We start from the raw sequence: 18,201 nt of genomic DNA on the forward strand, positions 1-18,201 counted from the left end.
ACAATGAAAACAATAAGCCAGCACTGGCAACGTACAAAAAACACCGCTTTCACCCTGTTTGCAAGCGGTGCAATGATGCTGACAATCCCTGTTGTATCGGCAAATACCCAATATGTAGACCCATTTATTGGCACCGGTGGTGATGGCCATACGTTTCCAGGTGCCGTTGTACCCTTTGGCATGGTGCAGTTAAGCCCAGATACCGATTCGGTGTTTCGCGGTGTTGACCCTCAACCAGAAATTTACAAGCGCTGCGCGGGTTATCATTATGATGACACCACCATTGTTGGCTTTTCGCATACTCATTTTAGTGGCACAGGGCATTCAGATTTAGGTGATTTACTGATGATGCCTATTACAGGAGAGGTAAAACTAGATGCGGGCACAGCCAAAAACCCCGATTCAGGATACCGCTCACGCTTTAACCATCAAAACGAAAGTGCCAAACCTGGCTATTACCAAGTCTTACTTGAAGACTACAAAATAAATGCTGAATTAACCGCCACCACACGTGTTGGCATGCATAAATACACCTTTAAAGAACACGGCAAAGGCAGCGTACTGCTCGATTTAACCCATGGCATTTATAACTTTAAAAACAAAGTAATTTGGAGTGATGTGCGCGTTATCAACGACCGCACTATCTTGGCTTACCGTGCAACCAATGGTTGGGCGAACAATCGTCAAATGTACTTTGCTATTGAGTTTTCAAAGCCTTTTAAAGACATTGAACTAATTAACCTCGATAACAGCCGTTATCGCTGTAATGGCTGTTTAAGCGAAGGCAGCGGTAAAAAGCCATCAACCATTGTTAATTACAAAATTCCAGAAGCTGCAGGCAAAGCCCTTAAAGTAGTCGCTGATTTTGATAATTTAAAAGGCAACCCGCTATTAGTTAAGGTGGGTATTTCTGCGGTGAGCAAGTCCAATGCTCTTGAAAATTTAAACAGTGAAATTCCCCATTGGAATTTCGATAACGTGGTAAAGCAAGCAGACGATGTTTGGCATAAATCCCTCGATAAATTTGACATTGAAGGCTCACTTTCACAAAAACGTCAGTTTTTCACCTCGGTTTATCATGCGCTGCAAGCGCCAAGTGTGTATCAAGACGTTAACGGCCAATACCGCGGTGTTGATGGTGAAATCCACCAAGCAAAAGATCACACCCATTACACTTTGTTTTCGCTTTGGGATACCTACCGCGCACTTCATCCGCTACTAGCGTATGTCGAGCCAGACAAAGTGTCTGACATGATTGCCTCAATGCTTGATCATTACCAGCAAAGCTATGACAAAATGCTACCTATTTGGTCATTCCATGGCCACGAAACTTGGACCATGATCGGCTATCATGCGGTGTCGGTTATTGCCGACGCCTACCTAAAAGGTATTCGAGATTTTGATGTTGCCCTTGCTAAAGAAGCCATTTTAGCAACCGCAAACCACCCGCATTACGATGCGATTCCAGAATACAAACACTATGGCTATGTGCCACTTGATGTATTACCCGAATCAACCTCGATTACCCTTGAATACGCTTACGACGATTATGCCATTGGCCAGTTTTTAACAGCACTTGGCGACGAGGAACTTGCAGCTGAGTACTATGAGCGTGCAACTTATTATCAAAATGTATTCGACCCAAGTGTTAAATTTATGCGCGGGCGCATGAAAGATGGTTCTTGGAACCCAGATTTTGACCCACAAGAAGCCAAATACATGGGCGCATTTACCGAAGGCAACAGCTACCAATACAGCTTTTATGTGCCACAAGATGTGCACGGTTTAATTAACTTAAAAGGTGGTGACAAAGCCTTTATTGCACGCCTTGATGAGCTTTTTGAAACGGAACTTGCCTATGAAAAAATCAAAGAGCATGAAGACATTGCGGGTTTAATTGGCCAATACGCTCACGGTAACGAACCAAGCCATCATATTGCTTATTTATACAATTACGCCGGTGAGCCATGGCGCACACAAGCACGTATTCGCCAAATTATGGATACTCTATCATCCGACAAACCTGACGGCCTTGCTGGTAATGACGATGTAGGGCAAATGTCGGCATGGTATATCTTTTCGGCGATGGGTTTTTACCCTGTTGCACCGGGTGATTTAAGTTATTCACTCGGTGCACCACAACTGCCAAAAATCACCTTAAAACTTACCAATAAAAAGCGATTTACCGTGCTTGCAAAGAACCTATCGAAAGATAACAAATTTGTAAGCCAAGTAACGCTTAATGGCAAACCATTAAATCGCAGTTACATTACGCACGACGATATTATCTCAGGTGGCACCCTCGAATTCACCATGTCTGCAAAGCCAAATAAAACCTTTGGCAATGCACTATCGTCGCGTCCACCGTCACTGAGCAACCCGAAAAACTCAAATACTTTGCATTAAAATTTTAATAAGAAAAAACTATGAAACAGATTCTCTCTCGTTCATTGATGCTTTTAACCCCGCTGCTGGCGCTAAGCGCCTGTGGCACGCATCACGCTGATACCAACAAAAGTGAAAAAAGCGCCACAGCACAAACCGATTATGCGCAAAACCCAGCGCAATTTGTGAACCCGTTTATTGGCACCAAAGGCCCATTTAACCATCGCCAAGCCGCAAACGTGGTACCCGGTGCGGTTAAGCCGTTTGGTATGTTTAATTTTGGCCCTGAGCACGCGTATACCAAAGCGCTGATGGCAGAAAGTGAAGGCATTAGTAAACGTATCAACGAAGACAATGTGCGCATTCCCGTTTCGCCCGGCGGCTATAATTGGCAAGCAACGCGCTTAAAAGGCTTTTCATTTACCCGTTTATCGGGCACAGGCTGCTTAGGTGCATCAGGTGATGTACCAGTGCTGCCTTTTAATCAAGCAATTAAACACTCCCCTGCCAGCGATAAAATTAACGCCTACTATGGCGCTAATTTTAGCCACGACGATGAAACGGCCATTCCAGGTTATTACCAAGTAGGGCTAGATTCAGGGATAGATGTGCGTTTAGCTGCCACCGACCGCACTGGTATTGCCGAATTTACCTTTGCCTCAAAAGAACAGGCAAAACTTATTTTTAGAACGGCTTACTCGCAACTTGGCAGTGGCGATGCGTTTACCAAAGTCGATTTAGCCAAAGGCGAAGTGTCAGGTTATGTCACAAGTGGTAACTTCTGTGGCTACCTTGGCGAATACAATAGCCGCGATTACTACACGCTGCATTTTGTTGCCAAAATTGATGCACCCATTACCGGCAGTGGCGCGTATGTCGACGACACAGTCTCACCTAATGCAACCTCAAGTAAAGGTGGTATGGGTTATGGCGATACGGGCGTGCCAGAATGGGGCAAAGGATCTGGCCTTTGGGTTGATTTAGACGTAAATGCTAATGAGCCGGTTACCATGCGTGTTGGAATTTCGTATGTAAGCCTTGAAAATGCCCGTGAAAACCTTGAAAAAGAGCAAGCAAGCCAAAGCTTTGCACAAGTAAAAGATAACGCCTATGCCGCATGGAATGATGCCCTTGGCCGCGTAAAAGTAAAATCAAACGACAGCGATTTATTAACCACGTTTTATACGGCGCTGTTTCACAGCCAATTTCACCCTAATATTTTTAGTGATGTAAATGGAGAGTACCGCGGTTTTGACCAACAAGTTCACACCGTTAGCGCTAACCAAACGGCGCAGTATGCCAATTTTTCTGGTTGGGATGTCTATCGCTCACAGTTGCAGTTAATCAGCTTAACTCACCCAAATGTGGCAAGTGATATTGCCCAATCGCTATTTAATCAAGCCAATCAGTTTAACGGCATTTGGGATAGATGGACGCACAACAATGGCCCAACAGGGGTAATGAGTGGCGACCCATCAACCATTGCGATTGCCAACTTTAAAGCCTTTGGCGCTGATAAATTTGATGTTGCAGGGGCTTATCAATCGCTTTATAAAGCCGCCACAGAGCCAACCGAATATGATTTATCAAACGTTGGCTGCCCAGTATTTTGTCGCGGTCAAAAGCCATCACTTGATGAATGGTTAAGCCTTAACTACTTATCAGATCAATCTAATTCGTGGGAAGGTGCCAGCGAAACACTAGAGCAAGTATCCGCTGATTTTGCACTTTCACAACTGGCAGCGCGCCTTGGCAAAACCAAACACAGTCAAACGCTGCTTGAACGTTCAAGCTACTGGAAAAACCTTTATAACCCAAATGCCACAGAGCAATTAGGTTATATTCAAGGGCGCAATCAAGACGGCAGCTGGAAAGAAAAATTTGATCCATTTAGCGGCCACCTGTTTGTTGAAGGCAGTCCAGCACAATATTTATGGATGCTACCGTTTAACGGCCAAGGCCTAAACGAGCTGCTTGGTGGCGATGAGGTAATGGCATCACGTTTAGATAATCACTTCCGTAAGCCCGATGGTAGTTGGGTGCTGTATCGAGATTCAGCTGAGTATGCCGATGTCTCAAACCAGCCGTCGATTGCCACTCCGTGGATGTATTTGTATACCGGTAAAGCCTATAAAACGCAGCAAACTGTGCGCGAAACCATGAAACAACTTTGGCATAACACGGTATCTGGCATTCCGGGGCAAGATGATTTAGGTCAAATGTCGTCATGGTATGTATTCTCAGCCCTTGGCATGTACCCGTTTTATCCAGGTCGCGCCGATATGGTGCTTTCAAGCCCAGCGTTTGAGAAAGCAAAAATTGGCAATATTAGCATTAGCGCACCAAACGCAAGCGCAGATCACATTTACATTGATACGCTAACTGTAAACGGCCAACCGTCGATGCAAAGCTGGATTAACGAAAACCATGTAAGCGCGCCACAGCACCTTGAATTTAACTTGAGCACTACGCCAAATAAAGCGTTTGGCCAAGCTGAAGTGCATCGTCCGCCATCGTTTTCAACATCATCAACTAAGCTTGTTGGAGATAACCCCTAATGGCCAAGCAAATTAATCAAACCATGGCGTTTTACGCCATGACCAGCTTGTTTTTTATCTGGGGCTTTATCACTGCACTTAACGATATTTTAATCCCGTTTTTAAAAGCCGAGTTTTCGCTCAGTTATACCCAAGCCATGTTGGTGCAGTTTTGCTTTTTTGGTGCTTACTTTTTAGTATCGCCGCTAGCTGGGCGCGTGGTTGCTAAGTTTGGCTATCGCAATGGTGTGTTTATTGGCTTATCCACCCTTGCCCTTGGCTGTCTGCTGTTTATTCCGGCAGCCAGCATTAAAGAGTATGCGCTATTTTTAGCGGCATTGTTTGTACTTGCAGGCGGTATTACCGTGCTGCAAGTATCGGCAAACCCATATGTGAACTGTTTGGGTGAGGAAAAACACGCTGCAAGTCGTTTAAACCTCGCACAAGCAATTAACTCCTTAGGTCATACCGCAGGGCCATTATTTGGTACTTACTTTATTTTGTCGGCGACTTCGCAAAATGCAGGCGCCGAACAAGTACAACTGCCTTATTTTTTAATCGCCCTTACAGCGATAACCATTGCTTGTTGCTTTAAGTTTATTGAATTACCAAAACTTGATTTTGAAGAGCAAACTTCTGCGCAAACTAAAGAGTCAATTTGGCAGCATAAGCACCTTGTTTTAGGCGCGCTTGGCATCTTTTTATATGTAGGTGCTGAAGTATCGATTGGCGGCTTTTTAGTAAACTATTTTGAATCACCTGAAATCGGTGGCTTAACCACCGCACAGGCAGGTCATATGGTGGCCTATTATTGGGGTGGCGCAATGATTGGCCGCTTTATTGGCTCTGCGTTAATGCGCCAATTCTCGCCAAGTTATGTGCTCGCCTTTAATGCCATTATGGCGGTTGTGCTGTTAATTGTTACAGTATTTAGCAGCGGTAAAATCGCAATGTGGAGCGTACTGGCTGTTGGCTTTTTTAACTCGATTATGTTCCCAACCATCTTTAGTTTAGCTATTCGCGGTTTAGGGCAGCTTACAGCAAAAGGTTCAGGGTTACTGTGTCAAGCTATTGTTGGTGGTGCGGTATTCCCGTTAATCCAAGCAGTTGTTGCCGATGCATTTTCAGTACAACTTAGCTTTTTAGTGCCCGTATTTGCGTATCTGTATATTGTATTTTTTGCCATTAGCCAGCACCGCGTTAGCGCTCAAAAGGAGTTACCTGCATGAGCAAGGTGTTCTGTTACGGTGAAGCCTTGATTGATTTTCTACAAATTAATCAACAAGTCCAAGATGGCAATAATTTATCGGATTACCGCCAGTTTCCAGGCGGTGCACCGGCAAACGCAGCGGTTGCCCTTGCCAAACTCGGTGGTAAGGCGCATTTTATTGGGCAAGTAGGTGATGATCAGTTTGGCCATTTTTTAATAAACAGCCTTCGTCATTATGGTGTAAATACCGACTGTATGCTTATTCACAAACGTGCGCCTACACCACTTGCATTTGTGCATTTAGATGATCACGGTGAACGCAGTTTTACCTTTATGCGAAAAGACAGCGCCGATTTAAAACTGCGCCCAGAAGAAATCAAATCGCAGTGGTTTACAGACGCTTCATTAGTTCATTTTTGCAGTAATACGCTCACTGAAAAAAACGCTGTAAACACCACAAAAACGGTACTTGAACGCGCAAGCGAAAACAATTTAACCATCTGTTTTGATGTCAATCTACGCGCGAATTTATGGCCAAATTCAACACTCAATATCGAGCTTATTAATGAGTTTGTAGCTAAAGCCCATGTGGTGAAATTTGCTCGCGAAGAGTTCGAACTACTTTGTCAAAATGAACCCGAAGGCTATATAAACCGCTGTTTCAAAGGCATTTGTGAGCTACTGCTTATCACCAATGGCGGTGACGATATTGAATACATAACCAAACATTGCCGAGGCAGTATTAGCCCAGCCAAAGCAAAGGTGGTTGATACCACCGCAGGCGGTGACGGTTTTATAGGTGCAATTTTGTATTTATTAAGTGAACGCATCACCCTAGACGCACTTTTAAACGATGAAAACGCGCTTAAAAGCGCCATTACATTTGCCAGTTGTGCCGGTGCGCTTGCCGTAAGTCGTCAAGGCGCATTCCCTGCATTGCCCTCATTAAACGAGGTAGACACCCTTTTTAACCAGCAATTTAGCGCCCTCACCGGCGCATTTTTTTAGAGAACGCACGTGAACTTTTATAACGCTGATTTTTTAACACATCACAGTCAGTCGATTGTTAACTTTTATACCGACCGATGTGTCGATAACGACCTTGGCGGCTACTACCAAAACTATTTAGACGATGGCTCATTATTTAAAACTGGCTTTCGCCAACTTGTGAGCAGTACACGCATGGTGATTAACTTTTGCCGCGCCGCTAAGCATTTTAAAAATAACGAATACTTAGCCCTTGCAAAACATGGCCTTGATTACATTGAAAACCATCATTGGATTGAAAATACCAAGCAATACGCGTGGACACTTGATGATAACCAACCACAAGATATGACCCAGCAAGCCTATGGCTATGCCTTTGTGTTACTGTGCTATGCCCATTGCTACAAAGCTGGCGTGATTTCATCCGATCGAAAAATTGATGAAACCTTTGAGCTATTAGAGTCGCGTTTTTGGCAAGCGAGCGAAGGCATTTACGCAGATACCATTTATGTCAATGGTGAACTGTGCCAATACCGCGGTCAAAATGCCAATATGCACATTTGCGAAGCACTTATTAGTGCCTACAGTGCAACTAATGAACGCCGCTATTTAAAACGAGCACAACACCTTGCCGAGCGTTTTTGTTTTGAACTATCTGAACAGAGCTTAGGCTTGGTATATGAGCATTTTACGCCAGCCCTTTTGCCTGATTTTAACTACAACAAAGACGATGCGAAAAACCTGTATCGCCCATGGGGCTTTCAGCCAGGTCACCAAACAGAATGGGCTAAGTTGTTACTTCAAATTAATTTTTTTGAAGCAAAACCAAAGTTTGTTGAAAAAGCGCAGCACTTATTTGATGTTGCCTTTGCTAACGCATGGGATAACACTCATGGCGGTTTAGTGTATGGCTTTGATACACATTACATCACCTGCGACAGCGATAAATATTTTTGGGTGCAAGCCGAAAGCTTTGCCGCCGCTGCCCTTTTATATACAGTAACCAAGCAAGAAAAGTTTAAAACATACTATGAAACAATTTGGCTTTATTGTTGGCAACATTTTGTTGATCATAAATTTGGCGCTTGGTTCCGTGTATTAACCCAAGATAACAAACGATATAGTAATAAGAAAAGTGAAGCCGGTGCTAAATGTGATTATCACACACTCGGGGCGTGCTTTGATGTGCTCGAAGACATCGCAATCTAATCTAGATGGCAAAGCCAAAACAACTTTGGCTTTGCCAATATTTAACGATTTAGTAAAAAGCCGATTGCAAAAGCGATAGGAAAAGCAATTAGCGTGGCACGCCAATTAACGGTATGAAGCCTAACTGCGAGAATATTGCTTTTCAATTTACCACTTACTTGCTCTGTTCGCTCTGGTAAACACAAATTATCAACTTTCAGTACTAATATCGCACATAATGATTTGACCGTTTTTTTGAGAAGCGTTGCCTGTCTTTCCAATACGCTGAATAGTACGTAAACTTAGCCCACTCACCTCAGCAAAATACATTTGGCTCCACGTTCTTGATTTTCTTAACTGTTTTAATTTTCTGTATCTATTTTAATTTCCATAGTCATCTCCTGCCTCGCAATAACAAACTAATATTCGCAGAAAATCTCCTAAAACTATTATGAAAGACATACGTCAAACTTACGAAAAAATTATAACACCATGAAATTAAATATTTTTTATAAAGACATAATCAGCCAATAATAACATCTTGAGTTCACATCAACCACTAATACGTGGTTAACAATAAAGTTGAAATCGAATTCGCTATATAGAAAACAAGCTCAATAATTGCCCATTTGCAGTACCTTGCTTTTAGAGCGTAAATAGTATGGAAATTAGGCTCGAAGTCTCTCCTAGCAACCAAGTCAAACTATTAGATTATTTGGTGTAATATGGTGTTAAACTGGTTTTAATCAATGTACAACACATATATTATTATTGCTGCCAGAGAGTACCCCAAGCATTCTCTGCAAACGGCATATGAACGGCTCATTTATATTCTCATCCTACATTTACCACTTTCACTCCCATGCCTACCCACTTTAAAATCCAGTTCCAATCTCATTAAATAGAAAACACCTTCAAAGGAAAAGTTACCATTTATCATAACGTTGTGATAGGCTTCAAAATAATAGAAGTCGCCATTAGGTAGTTTTTGAAAACATAGCTTTAGCTAATTACTTAAATGTTATCAATAGAACAGCTGGACTTTTTATTTGAGTTTGCGCCTACACGCAATTGCCTAATCCCATAACTAAAAGGATATAACTATGAACATTAGTCGTATTTTCAGCAAAAAGAAAAAGAGTACAAACACTGTTAACTCACAGCGAGCTTTTACTAGCCTTACTAACGACGATATAGCGTTAGTAACAGGTGGTTCTAATCAAGGAACGGCTGACCTAAGCACCGAAATGCCAACCTTGTACCCGATTGTTGTAGTTAAAGATGTTGATCCTCAATAATTGACCTGAGCTCACGCTCATCCTAATTTTTCCAAAGAGGTGATATCTCAATCTCCTCTTTGGAAAAACCCATAACTAAAAGGATATAACTATGAACATTAGTCGTATTTTCAGTAAAAAGAAAAAGAGTACAAACACTGTTAACTCACAGCGAGCTTTTACTACCCTTACTAACAACGATATAGCGTTAGTAACAGGTGGTTCTAATCAAGGAACGGCTGACCTAAGCACCGAAATGCCAACCTTGTACCCGATTGTTGAAGTGGAAGACGTTAATCCACAATAATTGACCTGAGCTCACGCTCATTCCAGTTTTTCCAAAGAGGAGATGTTATCGCCTCCTCTTTTGGGTAACCTTTTGCTATCGCCAACTTTAGTTTAATAAGTGCGCGCTTGTTATCATCTAGTGCATCATAGGCCTGTGCGGCAAGATAAAATTCGGTAGCATTTTCCCGATGCGATAATGAAGCTAGTATTTGTAATGCATCCGCGCTTTCACCGATGCGTGCTTTATAATAAGCCCAAGCAAGTTTAGCACGGCTGTTTTGTTTATTAATTGAAAATACTTTTTCCGCTAAATCAGCCGCTTGTTTGTAGGTAGAGCTTGTATCTGGGTGTTTAGTTAACCAATACGAATCCGCCAAATTGCCCCAACTGACGTAATTTTGTTTATCTATTGCAATTGACATTTTATAGGCTGCAATTGCCTCTGAATATTGACCCAATATAAAGTGAAATCCGCCAATATTAGAATAACCTGCTGCGGTTGGGTTTAAAGTATTACCCTCTTTTGCATAGCTTAATGCCGATTGCAAATCACCTTTGCCATAGAAACTTGCCGAAAGACCAATATAGGCGTTGCTATTTTTTGGCGTTATGGAAACTAATCGCTGATAGGTTGCAATCGCCTTATCGTATTGCGCAGTCCGATAGTATAAGCGCCCTAACTGATTAAGCACTTTCCAATGATTAGGCACGATTTTAAGTGCTGCTTTATAACTTTCCTCTGCTAATGCATTTTCTTTTAGTTGCTGGTAGGCACGCGCCAATTCAAAATGCAGATATTCATTTTCGTGATTTTCATTCACTAAAGCTTTTAACAATTTACTTGCTTTTTCAGCCTCGCCACGCCTTAATGCAAGCGTATGTGACAAATAACGAACTTGTATGTGTGTTGGTTCGATTTTGGCAAGCTGGTTAATAGTTTGTTCATAATGTAATAACCATTGCTCACTTTTGGTGTCATGAAATTTATTCAAATACGCATAAGCTAGGTCCACATAGGCATCAACATAATATTTATCTAAGTCAATAGCTTGTTTAAACTGTTCGATGGCATTATCGATATAATTTTTTTGGTCTGAGCGAAAAGTATAACCAATTGCAGCAATATAGTGTTTGTAGGCACCATCAAACTCAGTACCCTTACTTGCCATATTACTTTTTGGCCACTTCAGCATGGTAATAGCTTCGTCAAATACCGCTTGGTTTGAAGCAAATAAATCTTTTGCATTTACCTTAAATTGCTGCTGCTTTAGTGCAACACCTGATGCGCCGTCTATCAGCTCTAAATTGATTAAGCGCTGAGAGCCTAAATGCTGAATACTGCCCGTTAATACTAAATCGGCACCATAACGCTTATGCACATCATCAACAGTTAATTTTTTAAGTTTGGCTACTTCGGCGCTTGGAATAACCCAGCTATTGGCTTTTTCTCTACCCACTTTGCCAAGCTCAGTGCTTAACGTTACCGCTAAGCCTTGGCTAAACAGCTGTACTTGCGGGTCGTCGTTAATATTTTGTAGTGGCAATACCGCGATACGTTTATTCTCGCTAATGCGCTTCTCAAGTATCTGCTGATTGCTAGGCGGGAATAAAATAGGCTGTAAAAGTATTGCCATCACACCTAAAAACATCGCCGAAAGACTTACTTTTTGCCATGGTGCGCGTCGCTGCCACCAGTTGGGTTTTTGTACTAAGGCGTCGTTTAAATCGGTAAATGCATCGATTAAATCTGAAAGAACTGGCCTTTTTGAAGGCTCAACCACCAGCAGGTTTTGAATAAGGGTGATTAACGTTTCAGGTAATTGGGTATCTTTATCGGCTAAATTTTTGGCTTCACCTGTTGTGATTTGTGCTTTTATAACGTCAAGTGATTTTCCATCAAAGGCTTTTTCACCCGAAAATAACTCAAATAACACGGCGCCAAGGGCAAACAAGTCGCTTTCTTTACTAGCACTCTATCATGTGCAATAGCAGCAGAATTGATCTTAACTGGCTGGGGAACAATGCGTTCCGCTTTAGTAAAATGAGACATAAAAGGGTGCAGTAAACCCGACGCAGCCCACAGCATAAATGGCACACATGCAAATAACGCAAATCGCTTATGCCACACCAAAAATGATTTAATCATATGACTAATTTAATTATTAATTTTTAGTGTTTATTGTATTTATCTGTTACTACTTTTTGATGCGACATAATGTCGCAGTTTACAAATCACCTTGGTGTAATAAAACGTGATACACCCAATGCGCACCTTATCCTATTCTTGGATGCATAAGATTTATATCTGTGAGTAGGTTACTTTGCAATACGCTATGCATTTAAAATCATTAGTAAAACAAAATATTTCAGGGCAGTGGCAATTTTTTGTAAGTTCGTTATTCGATACCTTAGAAGCATCTTATCCCGCACAAGAGCGAGTTTCGTTTTTAACTAAAATGGGCAAACATGCCAGCCGCTCGTTAGACATTCACCCTGAGCTAACATTAGTAGAACTCAATGAACACATAAACCAATTTTGGTTTGAACGTCGCTGGGGTCACTGCAATATTTTTGAAAAAGACAATGGCTTAGTAATTGAACATTACATTTCACCGCTCTGTGCTATTTTAAAACCCGAACACCAAGAATACGGTGACGCGTTTTTAACAGGGCTTTATTCCGAGTGGCTAAAAAACGCCAGCGCACCATACCAGGGCATTATTAAGAAAGTGAATGCTGAAAACATTGATGACATTGCAGTGCGTTTAAGCTACCACGTCATTTAGGATCCATTATGAACACCCATTATACGGTAATTAACGACACCCTTATTCAGCTGACATTCCCAAATAAATCAACGCAGCAATCTGCACCATCAAAGCAAGCTGAAACCTTGGCGCAAATGTTTAAACGTCACAAAGTGTTGGTACCATCAGAATTGATTTTCAAATATAAGTAAAGAAAATCAATAAATTGCCGTTAATGTTAGGTGTTGTATAACAACTTAACGATATAACAAAAAACATTGAATAATAAGGACGAATTTTATGAGTAACCCTACAGTTAACGTACTCGTTGACCTTAATGGTATTTTTACAAATATCCAAAATCAAACGGTTTATTGCAAAGATAATTTTGCAATGGTAGGTGACATTTTCATTAACTATGAAATTGCAGAAGGTACTGATCCACAAAACTTAATCGAAATTATTGATGCGTCAGAAAAGTCTTTTGAGCCACCAACAATTAAGATTAAACCAGGCACAACAGTCGATTTTGTTGTTAACCCAACGGATAATGATAGTCAACCAGTTTATTTTGAGTGGTTTCATGACCCAGCGCTTAAAGCATTACGCTTAGGTGTTAAACCAAATGCTACTCGTTATCAAGCACTGCCACATGTGCAATTTCCGGTAGATGTAACAATGACTATCATTGCTCAATTTGATATTCAAGGCCAATCAGAAGAGTTTACGATTGGTTGGGATCCGATTATTGTAGTTAAAGATGTTAATCCGCAATAATTGACCTGAGCTCACGCTCATTCCAGTTTTTCCAAAGAGGAGAAGTTATCACCTCCTCTTTTGGGTAACCTTTTGCTATCGCCAACTTTAATTTTTTAAGTGCGCTTTTAGTATCATTCAGCGCATCATAAGCCTGCGCGGCAAGATAAAACTCGGTGGCATTGTCTCTGTGAGATAATGAATCTAGTATTTGTAACGCATCCGCGCTTTCACCGATGCGTGCTTTATAATAAGCCCAAGCAAGTTTAGCACGGCTGTTTTGTTTATTAATTGAAAATACTTTTTCCGCTAAATCAGCCGCTTGTTTGTAGGTAGAGCTTGTATCTGGGTGTTTAGTTAACCAATACGAATCCGCCAAATTGCCCCAACTGACGTAATTTTGTTTATCTATTGCAATTGACATTTTATAGGCTGCAATTGCCTCTGAATATTGACCCAATATAAAGTGAAATCCGCCAATATTAGAATAACCTGCTGCGGTTGGGTTTAAAGTATTACCCTCTTTTGCATAGCTTAATGCCGATTGCAAATCACCTTTGCCATAGAAACTTGCCGAAAGACCAATATAGGCGTTGCTATTTTTTGGCGTTATGGAAACTAATCGCTGATAGGTTGCAATCGCCTTATCGTATTGCGCAGTCCGATAGTATAAGCGCCCTAACTGATTAAGCACTTTCCAATGATTAGGCACGATTTTAAGTGCTGCTTTATAACTTTCCTCTGCTAATGCATTTTCTTTTAGTTGCTGGTAGGCACGCGCCAATTCAAAATGCAGATATTCATTTTCGTGATTTTCATTCACTAAAGCTTTTAACAATTTACTTGCTTTTTCAGCCTCGCCACGCCTTAATGCAAGCGTATGTGACAAATAACGAACTTGTATGTGTGTTGGTTCGATTTTGGCAAGCTGGTTAATAGTTTGTTCATAATGTAATAACCATTGCTCACTTTTGGTGTCATGAAATTTATTCAAATACGCATAAGCTAGGTCCACATAGGCATCAACATAATATTTATCTAAGTCAATAGCTTGTTTAAACTGTTCGATGGCATTATCGATATAATTTTTCTGATCAGAGCGAAACGAATATCCAATCGCCGTAATATAATGTTTGTAGGCACCATCAAACTCAGTACCTTTACTCGCCATATCACTTTTTGGCCACTTTAGCATAGTAATTGTTTTTGCAAACACAGTTTGGTTTGAGGCAAATAAATCTTTTACATTTACCTTAAATTGCTGCTGCTTTAGTGCAACACCTGATGCACCGTCTATCAGCTCTAAATTGATTAAGCGCTGAGAGCCTAAGTGTTGAATACTGCCGGTTAATACTAAATCGGCACCATAACGAGTATGTACATCGTTAACGGTTAAATTTTTCAGTTTGGCTACTTCGGCGCTTGGAATAACCCAGCTATTGGTTTTTTCTCGACCCACTTTACCGAGCTCAGTACTCAACGTTACCGCTAAGCCTTGGCTAAACAGCTGTACTTGCGGGTCATCATTGATGTTTTGTAATGGCAATACTGCAATACGTTTATTCTCGCTAATGCGCTTCTCAAGTATCTGCTGATTTGTAGGTGGAAATAAAATAGGCTGTAAAAGTACTGCCATCCCACCTAATAACATCGCCGATAGACTGACTTTTTGCCAAGGCGCACGTCGCTGCCACCAGTTGGGTTTTTGCACTAAGGCTTCATTTAAATCGGTAAATGCATCGATTAAATCTGAAAGTGGCGGTCTTTTTGATGGCTCAACCACCAGCAAGTTTTGAATAAGGGTGATTATCGTTTCAGGTAATTGGGTGTGTTTATCAGCTAAACTTTTGGCTTCACCTGTTGTGATTTGTGCTTTTATCACTTCAAGTGATTTTCCATCAAAGGCTTTTTCACCTGAGAATAACTCAAATAACACGGCGCCAAGGGCAAATAAATCGCTTTGTTTGCTGGCGTTTTGCCCTAAATACAGCTCAGGTGCTAAATAAGCAGGCGAGCCGATTGTTGCTGCCTGTGACTCACCACCGAGTACATGAGATAAACCAAAATCGAGTACTTTAAGCTGGTTATGTATATCAAACATAATGTTATCGGGCTTGATATCACAGTGCAAAATAGCATTTTTATGAGCGTAATCAATGGTATTGCACAGCTGCAGCGCAATATGGGCTTTTTCTTTTAATGGTAGCTGTGTGGCGATTTTTGCTTTTAGGTTATCGCCGTCAACCCACTCCATCACGATGGCAAGCTGTTCATCATTTTGAATAATTTCATGGATGGTAACAATATTGGGGTGGCTTAATTTACTGGCGAGTTTGGCTTCTTGCACTAAGTCGCTTTGCTTATCCGTGTTTGGTACAAGTTTGAGGGCGACAATACGATCCAACACAGGATCTTTAGCTTTTAAAATTGTGGCAAAACCACCTGAAACCGTGCCTAAAACTTCAAAGTCACTGAGGTTTCTGTGGGTGACAATAGCAGCTTCTTTTACCACATCACTTGCGGGTGTAATAACTTGTGTTATTTCTATATCACCGCCCGTGTTAGTTTCGTTACAACGAGTGCAAGTAGCGGTTGAAAGATCTAACGCGTTGCCACAGTGATGGCATAATTTACTCATAGTGCAAAGCTTTTATTATTGTTGATTGTAATTAAGCAAAGTTACACCACATAATAACGGCAAAAGATTCCAATACCAAGCGTTGATATGAGGGAAAAATGGGTACATTTACAAATTCGGTTACAGAGCAAACAATTCAGCTGCGAGACCACCACATTATTGGCCGTCACCCAGAAACAGCACATACCTTAATTAGAGAAACTGCGGTTTCACGTAGCCATTGTTTAATTGAATGGCAACAAGGTAATTGGTTTTTACAAGACATCAGTGCCAACGGTACTTACATTAATGGCAAACGCGTTGCTAAAAACATCAAACACGACTTAAAAATAAATGATGTTGTGCAGTTTGGCGATAGCGAAAGCGTAAAATGGCAAGTTTCGAGTTTAGAGCAGCCATGCCCATTTTTAAAAAGCACCAATGAAAGTGTGAGTGACTTTGCCCTTAACCACCACGTAAACATGCTTAATTGCGATGACCAAGAACAAATGATCAGCCAAACGCTCTCTGGCCAATGGTTACTTGAGCAAGAAGGTAATGTTAAAGCCATTCATAACGGCGATTTAGTACGTTACCAAGGCAATCAATACATTTTAATTGCGCCAAGCGATATTGACGCGACACAAGAGTGCGAACAGACCGCCGAGCACACAGTAGATGTTAACTTTACAGTAAGCCAAAACGAAGAGCACGTTGGTGTGATTTTAAATATTGACGGTCAATCAATTGATTTAGAAGACAGAACGCACCACTACTTGGTGTTATTACTGGCGCGTAAATACGTGGAAGACAAACAAAACAACGTACCCGACAGCGAAGCGGGTTGGCTTGATAAAAGCCTGTTAATGCGCCAAACACGTATGGAAGAAACCCATATCAATACGCAGTTTTATCGTTTTAGAAAGCAGTTGCATACTGCGGCGAAAAAACTACATTTAGACGTTGATATTATTGCTAGACGCCGCGGCGAAATTCGCTTGCAGTGCAACACCATTAATATTGCACAAAGCAAAGTAGCTTAAAACCGTTTAACGTGCCCTCGCACTGCTCAATGTGAGCAAGCGCAACTAATGAATCGCCCCTTGGTTGCGCTTTTTTGTGTCTGAAATTTACTTTTCGCTTATTATGGATGCTACGCGGAGCGAGTTAACACTGCTCACTCCCGTGGCTGTTAAAAAAGCGCATAAAAAACCTTTTCAATGCGTGGCAGCCACATCATCATCGTTGCCGCCCCTACCCCAATTAATGTAATCGCTGCGCCAAACACCGACACAAACGCAACCAGCCATTTTACTGCAAGGTTATTTGTACGTTTTGCCCAAAATACGAGTTCTGCAATGAGCATAGGCAACACGTAACAAGCAAAAGACATTGCTATATCCGCAGGCCCATCAAGATTACGTGAATTACCAAGCGGTCCCTGATTTACTACAAACCAGCCCATTAAGTACAAACGGAACGTCCAAACCCCATTTACCAACAAAAAACTGTGCACAGCAAAACGCTGATGCAAGTTAAATTGCTTTTTACACGCGGTACGCCATGCAAAATAGATAAAAATAGGAATTAGAATACCGTTTAGCGTAATGCCCATTGAACCAATATCGCTAAAGCGCATGCCCGTCACCCAAGTAAGGTATAAACCCGTTACCGCACCACTAATACCCAAAATAAAGAAGATGCGACCATTGATCCGGTGAAAACGCGGATAGTTATTTCTAATTGTTGGTACCAACTGTGAAATACCACACAGTGCCAAGATAATTGCGGGTACCACATGAGAAAAAAACACCACGCCATCAAACACGCGTTTATCTTCCACCCCTTGCCCTGGTAGCAAATTATGTGTCACCTCGCTGTTACCAACGATTGTGGGCATGACATATAAAATAAGAATGTATAACGCGAACATCCACTGCCCAAAAAGAGCGGTAACAAACCAGGTTTTAACGCTTTTATCTAAGATTAGTTGTGGTGATAAGCCGTTTTTCACACCATCTGCTAGTAAACTTTGCATAACTGCCCCTAATTTTTAATTTATTGATTTAGTTAATAAATTGGCATGCCAAGTTTTTTATTTCGCGCCGAGTTTGAAATTCGGCATACAAAAAATTCGAAAAAGTTACTTACAAATAGCAAATTGATTGATAGGTGCGAGCTGGTTACACTTAGTGCTAGTTTAATTCTG

Annotated in this window: 14 protein-coding genes; 11 read left to right on the forward strand and 3 right to left on the reverse strand. The window is 41.4% G+C overall.

Annotated features, from left to right (window positions below):
• Positions 1 to 72 precede the first annotated feature (72 nt).
• From L1068_RS04080 to L1068_RS04110, 7 genes are all read left to right on the forward strand, one after another.
• The gene (locus tag L1068_RS04080; RefSeq protein WP_237129299.1) at positions 73 to 2,406 is read left to right on the forward strand and encodes a GH92 family glycosyl hydrolase; all 2,334 of its coding nucleotides are present in this window, start codon (positions 73 to 75) and stop codon (positions 2,404 to 2,406) included.
• A gap of 20 nt (positions 2,407 to 2,426) precedes the next feature.
• Positions 2,427 to 4,943 (forward strand): GH92 family glycosyl hydrolase, encoded by a 2,517-nt coding sequence (locus L1068_RS04085; protein ID WP_237129214.1) that lies wholly within the window; start codon positions 2,427 to 2,429, stop codon positions 4,941 to 4,943.
• Positions 4,943 to 6,151: a sugar MFS transporter gene (locus L1068_RS04090; protein ID WP_237129215.1), complete on the forward strand. Its 1,209-nt coding sequence runs from the start codon at positions 4,943 to 4,945 to the stop codon at positions 6,149 to 6,151. The genes L1068_RS04085 and L1068_RS04090 overlap by 1 nt, the downstream gene beginning before the upstream one ends.
• Positions 6,148 to 7,140 carry a carbohydrate kinase gene (locus L1068_RS04095; protein ID WP_237129216.1) on the forward strand — a complete coding sequence of 331 codons (993 nt, stop codon included), beginning with the start codon at positions 6,148 to 6,150 and terminating at the stop codon, positions 7,138 to 7,140. The genes L1068_RS04090 and L1068_RS04095 overlap by 4 nt, the downstream gene beginning before the upstream one ends.
• A 9-nt stretch (positions 7,141 to 7,149) precedes the next feature.
• Positions 7,150 to 8,328 (forward strand): AGE family epimerase/isomerase, encoded by a 1,179-nt coding sequence (locus L1068_RS04100; RefSeq protein WP_237129217.1) that lies wholly within the window; start codon positions 7,150 to 7,152, stop codon positions 8,326 to 8,328.
• Between the two features lie 1,082 nt (positions 8,329 to 9,410).
• The gene (locus L1068_RS04105; protein ID WP_237129218.1) at positions 9,411 to 9,605 is read left to right on the forward strand and encodes a hypothetical protein; all 195 of its coding nucleotides are present in this window, start codon (positions 9,411 to 9,413) and stop codon (positions 9,603 to 9,605) included.
• Positions 9,606 to 9,696: 91 nt separating this feature from the next.
• On the forward strand, positions 9,697 to 9,891 hold the full coding sequence (locus L1068_RS04110) for a hypothetical protein (RefSeq protein WP_237129219.1): 195 nt from the start codon (positions 9,697 to 9,699) through the stop codon (positions 9,889 to 9,891).
• Here the strand turns inward: L1068_RS04110 and L1068_RS04115 are convergent.
• Entirely contained in the window at positions 9,878 to 11,824 is a 1,947-nt protein-coding gene (locus L1068_RS04115) for a tetratricopeptide repeat protein (RefSeq protein ID WP_237129220.1), read from the reverse strand. The genes L1068_RS04110 and L1068_RS04115 overlap by 14 nt on opposite strands.
• A gap of 381 nt (positions 11,825 to 12,205) precedes the next feature.
• Here L1068_RS04115 and L1068_RS04120 point away from each other — a divergent pair, with 381 nt between their 5' ends.
• The 3 genes from L1068_RS04120 to L1068_RS04130 all read left to right on the forward strand — a co-directional run bounded on the left by L1068_RS04120 (position 12,206) and on the right by L1068_RS04130 (position 13,396).
• Positions 12,206 to 12,658: a hypothetical protein gene (locus L1068_RS04120; RefSeq protein WP_237129221.1), complete on the forward strand. Its 453-nt coding sequence runs from the start codon at positions 12,206 to 12,208 to the stop codon at positions 12,656 to 12,658.
• A gap of 8 nt (positions 12,659 to 12,666) precedes the next feature.
• Positions 12,667 to 12,831, forward strand: coding sequence for a hypothetical protein (locus tag L1068_RS04125; protein WP_171043603.1), 165 nt, complete (start codon positions 12,667 to 12,669; stop codon positions 12,829 to 12,831).
• A gap of 88 nt (positions 12,832 to 12,919) precedes the next feature.
• Positions 12,920 to 13,396 carry a hypothetical protein gene (locus L1068_RS04130; protein WP_237129222.1) on the forward strand — a complete coding sequence of 159 codons (477 nt, stop codon included), beginning with the start codon at positions 12,920 to 12,922 and terminating at the stop codon, positions 13,394 to 13,396.
• On the opposite strand, the gene L1068_RS04135 is transcribed toward L1068_RS04130, so the two are convergent.
• Entirely contained in the window at positions 13,383 to 16,013 is a 2,631-nt protein-coding gene (locus L1068_RS04135; protein ID WP_237129223.1) for a serine/threonine-protein kinase, read from the reverse strand. The two genes, L1068_RS04130 and L1068_RS04135, sit on opposite strands and share 14 nt — an antisense overlap.
• Before the next feature lie 98 nt (positions 16,014 to 16,111).
• Here L1068_RS04135 and L1068_RS04140 point away from each other — a divergent pair, with 98 nt between their 5' ends.
• Positions 16,112 to 17,035, forward strand: coding sequence for an FHA domain-containing protein (locus L1068_RS04140; RefSeq protein ID WP_237129224.1), 924 nt, complete (start codon positions 16,112 to 16,114; stop codon positions 17,033 to 17,035).
• A 149-nt stretch (positions 17,036 to 17,184) separates the two neighbouring features.
• Here L1068_RS04140 and L1068_RS04145 read toward each other — a convergent pair whose 3' ends face one another.
• A complete protein-coding gene (locus L1068_RS04145; RefSeq protein ID WP_237129225.1) occupies positions 17,185 to 18,030 on the reverse strand; it encodes a DUF2306 domain-containing protein in 846 nt (281 codons plus the stop codon).
• Positions 18,031 to 18,201: the final 171 nt, after the last annotated feature.

Origin of the sequence: Pseudoalteromonas sp. MMG024 (assembly GCF_021654175.1) — a bacterium.
Taxonomy (GTDB): domain Bacteria; phylum Pseudomonadota; class Gammaproteobacteria; order Enterobacterales; family Alteromonadaceae; genus Pseudoalteromonas.